Origin of the sequence: Nocardioides sp. YIM 152315 (genome assembly GCF_029210375.1) — a bacterium.
In the GTDB taxonomy this organism is placed as follows: domain Bacteria; phylum Actinomycetota; class Actinomycetes; order Propionibacteriales; family Nocardioidaceae; genus Nocardioides.
Genome location: NZ_JARGER010000050.1, coordinates 21,836 through 28,970 on the forward strand (window position 1 = coordinate 21,836; position 7,135 = coordinate 28,970).

The following is a 7,135-nucleotide window of genomic DNA, read 5'->3' on the forward strand; positions in this document are numbered from 1 at the left end:
GTCCCGCTACCGTGGAGGCGTGGGCGCGGTGATCCACCCGGCGCTGGCGCCGTACGTCGCCTCGGTCACGGCGTACGACGTCGACCTGGGCGCGCCCGGGGTGCACCGGGGGCTGCCCGGGACGACGCTCACCTTCGTGCTGCCGATCGGGGAGCCGCTCGACGTCGGCTGGCGGGGGCGGCCGGAGAGCCGCGCCGCGCGGTGGTCGACGCTGTCGGGGCTGCACGCCCACCCGGCGGAGATCCACCACGACGGCCACCAGGTCGGGGTGCAGCTGGCCGTCACGACCGCCGGGGCGCGCGTGCTGTTCGGGCTCCCGGCGGCAGCCCTCGCCGGCGCGATCGTCGAGCTCGACGACGTCGCACCGGCGCTGCGGGACCTGCCGGAGCGGCTCGACGGCTGCCCGGCCGGGTCGCGTGAGTGGGTCGTCGAGCAGACGCTGCTGGGACAGCTCGCGCGCCTCGACGCGCACGAGCCTCGCGCCGAGGTGGGCCGGGCGCTCGCCCGACTGACCCGCGGCGCCACCGTGCAGGACGTGGCCGACGACGTCGGCTACAGCCGCCGCCACCTGGGCACGCTGGTGCGCCGCGAGTGCGGGCTGACGCCGCAGGAGGTGCGTCGCGTCGGCCGGTTCGAGCGGTCCCGCGCGCTGCTCGGTCGCGTGCCCCTCGCGGAGGCGGCGCAGCGGTGCGGGTACGCCGACCAGGCCCACCTCACGCGCGAGTGGGTGGACCTGGCGGGCTGCCCGCCGACGACGTGGCTGCGGGAGGAGTTCCCGTTCCTTCAAGACCTGCACCCCACGAGCGAGGCAGGGTCGACGTCATGAGCAAAGCAGCAGACGTCAGGCTCTGGCACACCATGTCGGTCCGCGACGCGGACGCGATGATCGCGTGGCTGAGCACCATCGGGTTCGTCGAGCACGCGACCTACCGGGACGAGAAGGACCCGACCGTCGTGGTGCACGCGGAGTGGCTGTGGCCGGGCGGGGGCGGCCTCATGTTCGGCAGCCAGCGCGACGAGGCCGTCGTCGACAACGTGGGCGGCTCGGCGGCATACGTGGTCACCGACGACCCGGACGCCGTCTTCGACCGCGCCGTCGAGGCGGGCGCGACGGTGATCCGCGCGATGCGGGACGAGGACTACGGCGGCCGCGGCGGCAGCGTCGAGGACCCCGAGGGCAACCACTGGTCGTTCGGGAGCTACCAGCCGTCCTGAGACCGGCGCGCATCGCGAGCGCGACCCTCGTTAGGGTCTAGGCGTGGCAGTCAGGGCAGTGCGAGGGGCGACCCAGCTCGACGAGGACGTGCGTGACCACATGCTCGAGCGGGTGGCGGAGATGGTCACCGACGTGATGGACTCCAACGGCCTCGAGGTCGACGACTTCATCTCGGTGGTCTTCACCGCGACGTCGGACCTGCACTCGGAGTTCCCGGCGTACGCCGCCCGCCGGCTCGGGTTCGGCGACGTCCCGCTGATCTGTGCGCGCGAGCTGGAGATCGAGGGCTCGATGCCCCGCGTCGTGCGGATGATGGCGCACGTCGAGACCGACCTGCCGCGCTCCGACATCACCCACGTCTACCTTCACGGTGCCGCCGCGCTGCGTCGCGACCTCACCCGGGTCCGCGCGGTGCCCGACGATGAGTAGCGGCCTGGTCGGGCCCGTCGAGGTCGTCGGCACGGGGCTGCTCGGCACGTCGGTCGCGCTCGCCTGCCGCAAGGCGGGGCTGGACGTGCTGCTGTCGGACGTCTCCGCGGAGCACGTCCGCACGGCGTCCGCCCTCGGCGCGGGGCGCCCGCGCGGCGCGGAGGACCGGCCGCAGCTCGTCGTCGTCGCGGTCCCTCCCGACCACCTGGGTGCGGCGATCGGGGCGGCGCTCGACGCGAGCGACCCGGTCACCGTCGTCACCGACGTCGGCAGCGTCAAGAGCGGGCCGCTGGCGGCGGTGCGCGACCATCCGGCGGTACGCCGCTACGTCGGTGGTCACCCGATGGCCGGGAGCGAGCGCTCGGGTCCCCTCGCGGCCACGGCCGACCTGTTCGAGGGCCGCCCCTGGGCGGTTGCGCCCCACACGGGCGCGGACGCCGACGCCATCGAGGTGGTCGAGCAGCTCGTGGGGCTCTGCGCCGGGGTCGTCGTACGCCTCGACCCGGCGGACCACGACCGCGCGGTGGCGCGCACCTCGCACGTGCCGCACCTGCTCGCCTCGCTCGCGGCCGGGCGGCTCGCCGACGCTCCCGCCGACCACCTCAAGCTGTCGGGCCAGGGCGTGCGCGACGTGACGCGCGTGGCCGCGGGCAGCCCGGCGCTCTACGGCCAGATCGTCACCGCCAACGCCGACGCCGTGCTCGGACTACTGGGCGAGGTGCGCGGGGAGCTCGACGCGCTGATCGCCGCGGTCTCGGCCGCGGACGGCGACGCGCTGGCCGCGCTCCTCGAGCAGGGCGTCGCCGGCACCCACGCGATCCCGGGCAAGCACGGCGGGCCGGTGCGCCCGACCGCGTCGGTGTTCGTGTCGGTGCCCGACGAGCCGGGGGTGCTGGCCAGGCTCTTCGCCGCGGCGGGGGAGAGCGGGGTCAACATCGAGGACGTCCGCATCGACCACGACCTCGGCCGCGCGGTCGGCCTCGTCGAGCTCGTCGTCGACGAGGCGAGCGGCGAGCACCTGCTGGCGTCTCTCGAATCCCGTGGCTGGGTGACGCACCGGTAGGCTGCGGCCCCGTGAACAGCTCCGCGCGCACCGCTCCTGCCGGCCTCGTCGTCGCCGTCGACGGCACCTCGGGCTCGGGCAAGTCGAGCACCTCGCGCGGGGTCGCCGACCGGCTGGGGCTGCGCTACCTGGACACCGGCGCGATGTTCCGCGCGATGACGTGGTGGATGCTCCGGCACGGCGTCGACGTGCACGACGCGGACGCGGTGGCGGCCCACGCCGGTGACCCCGAGATCGTCTCCGGCACCGACCCGCTCGACCCGACGATCACCGTCGACGGCGAGGACGTCGCGGCGGGCATCCGCGGCGACGACGTCAACGCCGCCGTCTCGCCGGTGAGCGCGGTCCCCGAGGTGCGCGCGCGGCTGCTCCAGCTCCAGCGCGCCGTCATCGGCGACGCGACCGCCGACGGCGGCATCGTGGTCGAGGGACGCGACATCGGCTCCGTCGTGGCCCCGGACGCCGCGGTCAAGGTCTACCTGAGCGCCGACCCGGCGGCCCGCGCCGCGCGCCGCGCCGCCGAGCAGGGCGGAGCCGACCTCGGCGCCACCCGCCAGTCGCTGCTCGCCCGCGACAAGATCGACTCCGGCCGGGCCACGGCCCCGCTGGTCCGGGCCGAGGGAGCGGTGCACGTCGACACCACGGCGTACACCCTCGAGGAGGTCATCGGGCTGGTCGTCTCGCTCGTCGACGACGCGGGGGCCCGCACATGAACGAGCAGCGCGCCCACCTCGCGCCGCCCCGGAGCGACCGGGTCCCCGGCGCGCCGCGCTACCTGCTGTACTCGCCGCTGCGGCCGCTGGCGCGCTTCCTCATCCGGCGGCGGTACGCCGTGCGCGTGCACGGCGGGGGGCAGGTCCCGCCGACGGGACCGGTGATCTACGCGTCCAACCACGTCGGGGTGATCGACGGGCCGCTGCTCGCGATCTTCGGGCCCCGGCCCGCGCATGCGCTGACGAAGGTCGAGATGTTCCGGGGCCTCCTCGGCCGGTTCCTGTGGTGGTCCGGCCAGATCCCGCTGGACCGCTTCCACACCGACCCGCGTGCGGTGAAGACCTGCCTGCGCGCGCTGCGCAGCGGGCGCGCGATCGGGATCTACCCGGAGGGGAGCCGGGGACCCGGCGACCTCGAGCGGTTCCACCGCGGAGCGGCCTACCTGGCGCTGGTGTCGGGCGCCCCCGTCGTACCCGTCACCATGCTCGGCAGCCGGGAGCCGGGCGGCACCAGCGGGTCGCTGCCGCGGCGCGGCGCCGCCATCGACATGATCTTCGGCGAGGTGTGGCGCACCGACGCCGTGCCGTGGCCGCGCACCCGGGAACAAGTCGAGAAGGCCTCGTTGTTGCTGCGTGAACACATGCTGGTCCAGCTGGACCGGGCGCGCGCGTCGACCGGGCGAGAGCTCCCGGGTCCGCTGCCGCCCACCGACGTAGATCCCGACCCCGCGACCGGGGTCACCGATGAAGGAGCACCATGACCGAGCTGGAGCCTGCCGCCACGGAGGCGCTCGGACCCGTCCCCGTCCTTGCGGTCGTGGGACGACCCAACGTCGGCAAGTCCACGCTGGTCAACCGGATCATCGGCCGCCGCGAGGCGGTCGTCGAGGACATCCCGGGCGTGACGCGTGACCGCGTGTCGTACGACGCGAACTGGAACGGCCGCGCCTTCACCGTGGTCGACACCGGCGGTTGGGACCCCGACGCCCGCGGTCTCGCCGAGCGGATCGCCGCGCAGGCGGAGATCGCCGTGAGCCTCGCCGACGCGGTGCTCTTTGTCGTCGACGCCACCGTCGGGATCACCGACGCCGACGAGGCCGTGGTGCGCATCCTGCGCAAGTCCGGCAAGCCGGTGGTGCTCGCCGCGAACAAGGTCGACGACCAGCGCACCGAGGCCGAGGCGTACGGGTTGTGGAACCTCGGCCTGGGCGAGCCGTTCCCGGTCTCGGCGCTGCACGGCCGGGGCTCGGGCGACATGCTCGACGCCGTGCTGGCCGCGCTGCCGGAGCCGCCCCCCGAGACGCTGGGAGAGAAGGTCGGCGGTCCGCGTCGGATCGCGATCGTCGGCAAGCCCAACGTCGGCAAGTCCTCGTTGCTCAACAAGCTCGCGAGGGAGGAGCGCGTCGTCGTCGACAACGTTGCCGGCACGACCGTCGACCCCGTCGACGAGCTGATCGTGCTCGGCGACCGGACGTGGCGCTTCATCGACACCGCCGGCCTGCGCAAGCGGGTCAAGGAGGCGTCGGGCCACGAGTACTACGCCTCCCTGCGCACGTCGACCGCGATCGACCGCGCCGAGGTCGCGGTGCTGGTGCTCGACGCCGACCAGAGCATCTCCGAGCAGGACGTGCGCATCCTGCAGACGGTCCGGGAGACCGGCCGCGCGCTGGTGATCGCGTTCAACAAGTGGGACCTCGTCGACGAGGAGCGCCGCTACTACCTCGAGCGCGAGATCGAGCGCGAGCTCGTGCAGGTGCAGTGGGCGCCGCGGATCAACATCACCGCGCGCACCGGGTGGCACATCGACCGCCTGGTGCCGGCGCTCGACCGGGCGCTCGAGGGCTGGGAGACCCGCGTGTCGACCGGCGCGCTCAACGGCTTCCTGGGCCGGCTCGTCGCCGAGCACCCGCACCCGGTGCGCAGCGGCAAGCAGCCCAAGATCCTCTTCGGCACGCAGGCGTCGACCGCGCCGCCGACGTTCATCCTCTTCACGAGCGGCAAGCTCGACGCGTCGTACGAGCGGTTCATCGAGCGACGCCTGCGCGAGGAGTTCGGGTTCGTCGGCACGCCGATCGTGCTGCAGCAGCGACCGCGCGAGAAGCGCAAGCGGTGATCCGCGCCGTCGTGGCCCTGCTGCTCGCCGTCGGCACGACGGCGGCGCCGGTGCCCGCGACCGCGGATCCGATCGCCGGCACCCGCTGCTCTGCGTTCCCCGCGGACAACTGGTGGCATGCCGACGTCAGCGACCTTCCCGTGCACCGGCGCTCGCGGCAGTGGCTCTTGCACATGTCGACCGGCGTGGATCTGCACCCCGACTTCGGGGGCCGCTACGGCATCCCGGTCACCGTCGTGAAGCGATCGCACCCGAAGGTGCGGGTGCGCTTCCACTACGCGGCGGAGAGCGACCGGGTGCGGTACCCGCTCGGGCGCGACACCAGGATCGAGGGCGGCCGCGGGTCGGACGGCGACCGGCACGCGATCGTGGTCGACAGTGGCCGATGCCGGCTCTACGAGACCTGGAACACGCGGACCCGGCGCGGTCGCTGGGTCGCCGGCTCCGGTGCGGTCTGGTCACTGCGATCCAACCGCCTGCGTCCGGACGGCTGGACCTCGGCCGACGCCGCGGGGCTGCCGCTCCTGCCCGGCCTGCTGCGGTGGCGCGAGGTGCGTGCGGGTCGGGTCGACCATGCGATCCGGTTCACGACCGACGTCACGAGCCGGCACCACCTCTGGCCGGCGCGGCACGACGCCGGCTCCCGGTCCTCGCTGGCCTACCCGCCGATGGGCGCGCGGTTCCGCCTGCGGTCCGACTTCCCGATGCGCGGCTTGTCGGCGTACGCCGTGACCGTGATCGACGCGATGAAGACCTACGGCCTCGTGCTCGCCGACAACGGGTCGCCGTGGTACTTCCAGGGCGAGCAGAACCGCCGCTGGCCCGCGGCGCTGGTGGAGGAGCTGAAGGAGATCCCGGCCGCCGACTTCGTCGCCGTCGACACGTCCTCGCTGCGGGTCTCCCGGGACTCCGCCGAAGTCAGTCCCGATTGAGGACAGAATCTGGCCGCAGGGCTTCCTGGAGTCGTGGCATGACCACCGAACGCGACGACTGCCTTGGGGCGGGCTGATCAAGCACGTCGCCGCCGTCGAGCGGGAGTGGGCGGACTTCGTCGTCAACGGCCCGACCCAGCTGCCGCCGGTCGACTGGGAGGAGAGCGACTGGTCCAACCCTCCGGCCGACGTCCTGGACTACCAGAACGGCTTCCGGATGGTCGGCGACGAGACGCTCGACAGCCTGCTCGCGGCGGACGACGAGGTCGCGGCCGCCACCGACAAGCTGGTCGAGACCGTCTACCTCGACCGCCGGCACCCGCTGCCCGAGGCGCCGTGGAGCGAGCCCGGCGCCACCTGGTCGGCCCGACGCACCTTCCTGCACATCGTCGCCGAGACCGCCCAGCACGCCGGCGACGCCGGCATCATCCGCGAGACGATCGACGGCCAGAAGTCGATGGGCTGAGCCCCGGACGACCCGATTCCGGGGATGCGGTCCCGCTGCGATAGGGTTCACGCGGCTCGCTGCTCACGAGGCGGCGACCGTTCGGGCTGTGGCGCAGCTTGGTAGCGCACTTGACTGGGGGTCAAGGGGTCGCAGGTTCAAATCCTGTCAGCCCGACTGTGTGATGTCTCAGGGCATCGTGGAGGGCCGAACCCAATAGATGT

The 7,135-nt window shown here is 73.6% G+C and carries 9 protein-coding genes and 1 tRNA gene; all 10 read left to right on the top strand.

Features of this window, described 5'->3' with window-relative positions; all coding sequences use genetic code 11:
• The first annotated feature begins 19 nt into the window (after positions 1 to 19).
• The 10 genes from PZ894_RS23435 to PZ894_RS23480 all read left to right on the top strand — a co-directional run bounded on the left by PZ894_RS23435 (position 20) and on the right by PZ894_RS23480 (position 7,088).
• Positions 20 to 826 (top strand): AraC family transcriptional regulator, encoded by an 807-nt coding sequence (locus PZ894_RS23435; protein ID WP_275748493.1) that lies wholly within the window; start codon positions 20 to 22, stop codon positions 824 to 826.
• Positions 823 to 1,215 carry a VOC family protein gene (locus PZ894_RS23440; RefSeq protein ID WP_275748495.1) on the top strand — a complete coding sequence of 131 codons (393 nt, stop codon included), beginning with the start codon at positions 823 to 825 and terminating at the stop codon, positions 1,213 to 1,215. The genes PZ894_RS23435 and PZ894_RS23440 overlap by 4 nt, the downstream gene beginning before the upstream one ends.
• Positions 1,216 to 1,258: 43 nt before the next feature.
• Positions 1,259 to 1,645, top strand: a complete 387-nt coding sequence (gene aroH / locus PZ894_RS23445; protein WP_275748497.1) for a chorismate mutase — start codon at positions 1,259 to 1,261, stop codon at positions 1,643 to 1,645.
• The gene (locus PZ894_RS23450) at positions 1,638 to 2,708 is read left to right on the top strand and encodes a prephenate dehydrogenase (protein WP_275748499.1); all 1,071 of its coding nucleotides are present in this window, start codon (positions 1,638 to 1,640) and stop codon (positions 2,706 to 2,708) included. Before aroH ends, PZ894_RS23450 begins: the two co-directional genes overlap by 8 nt.
• A gap of 11 nt (positions 2,709 to 2,719) precedes the next feature.
• Positions 2,720 to 3,421 carry a (d)CMP kinase gene (gene cmk / locus PZ894_RS23455; RefSeq protein ID WP_275748501.1) on the top strand — a complete coding sequence of 234 codons (702 nt, stop codon included), beginning with the start codon at positions 2,720 to 2,722 and terminating at the stop codon, positions 3,419 to 3,421.
• Positions 3,418 to 4,182 carry a lysophospholipid acyltransferase family protein gene (locus tag PZ894_RS23460; protein ID WP_275748503.1) on the top strand — a complete coding sequence of 255 codons (765 nt, stop codon included), beginning with the start codon at positions 3,418 to 3,420 and terminating at the stop codon, positions 4,180 to 4,182. The genes cmk and PZ894_RS23460 overlap by 4 nt, the downstream gene beginning before the upstream one ends.
• Complete coding sequence (der, locus tag PZ894_RS23465) at positions 4,179 to 5,534, top strand: ribosome biogenesis GTPase Der (protein ID WP_275748505.1); 1,356 nt, start codon at positions 4,179 to 4,181, stop codon at positions 5,532 to 5,534. The genes PZ894_RS23460 and der overlap by 4 nt, the downstream gene beginning before the upstream one ends.
• Positions 5,531 to 6,466, top strand: coding sequence for a hypothetical protein (locus PZ894_RS23470; protein WP_275748507.1), 936 nt, complete (start codon positions 5,531 to 5,533; stop codon positions 6,464 to 6,466). Before der ends, PZ894_RS23470 begins: the two co-directional genes overlap by 4 nt.
• Before the next feature lie 76 nt (positions 6,467 to 6,542).
• Positions 6,543 to 6,932, top strand: a complete 390-nt coding sequence (locus PZ894_RS23475; protein ID WP_275748508.1) for a DUF664 domain-containing protein — start codon at positions 6,543 to 6,545, stop codon at positions 6,930 to 6,932.
• An 82-nt stretch (positions 6,933 to 7,014) separates the two neighbouring features.
• A tRNA-Pro gene (locus PZ894_RS23480) sits at positions 7,015 to 7,088 on the top strand.
• The last annotated feature ends 47 nt before the right edge of the window (positions 7,089 to 7,135 follow it).

What these genes read in the sequence shown, in the direction of transcription:
- PZ894_RS23460 (WP_275748503.1), top strand. Translation starts at nt 3,418, where the DNA reads ATGAACGAGCAGCGCGCCCACCTCGCGCCGCCCCGGAGCGACCGGGTC.
- PZ894_RS23440 (WP_275748495.1), top strand. Translation starts at nt 823, where the DNA reads ATGAGCAAAGCAGCAGACGTCAGGCTCTGGCACACCATGTCGGTCCGC.
- der (WP_275748505.1), top strand. Translation starts at nt 4,179, where the DNA reads ATGACCGAGCTGGAGCCTGCCGCCACGGAGGCGCTCGGACCCGTCCCC.
- PZ894_RS23450 (WP_275748499.1), top strand. Translation starts at nt 1,638, where the DNA reads ATGAGTAGCGGCCTGGTCGGGCCCGTCGAGGTCGTCGGCACGGGGCTG.